This is a genomic window from Streptomyces sp. NRRL B-1347 (assembly GCF_000720325.1).
In the GTDB taxonomy this organism is placed as follows: Bacteria; Actinomycetota; Actinomycetes; order Streptomycetales; family Streptomycetaceae; genus Streptomyces.
In genome coordinates this window covers 1-247 of sequence record NZ_JOJM01000327.1, presented here as the reverse complement: position 1 = coordinate 247, position 247 = coordinate 1, and the positions used below count along the sequence as shown (strand labels likewise).

At 72.5% G+C, this 247-nt stretch carries 1 protein-coding gene; it reads right to left on the bottom strand.

Going from position 1 to position 247, the window contains the following annotated elements:
* The coding region (locus tag IG74_RS47475) for a hypothetical protein (RefSeq protein ID WP_037827693.1) at positions 1 to 183 on the bottom strand (183 nt) is incomplete at its 3' end.
* Positions 184 to 247 lie beyond the last annotated feature (64 nt).

Below are 247 nucleotides of genomic sequence, written 5' to 3'. Positions count from 1 at the left end.
CCGGCCTCCTCCGGCCGGGCCCGCGGGCGCGGTGGCCGTAGCGGTGTGCAGACGCGCCGCTTCGGAGCAGTCGGCGAGGATGCCGAAGTGCCGACGGGGGCAGGTGGCGAGGTGGTTGCGGTAGGCCTCGTACGGGCCCAACGGCTCCTGGTTGTCCTCGTATTCGTCGAGGTCGGTCATCATCAGCCCACCGTCCGCAGCGGATCGGCCGTGGCGAGCAGCGTGCGCAGGGCCGTGACGTCGCACA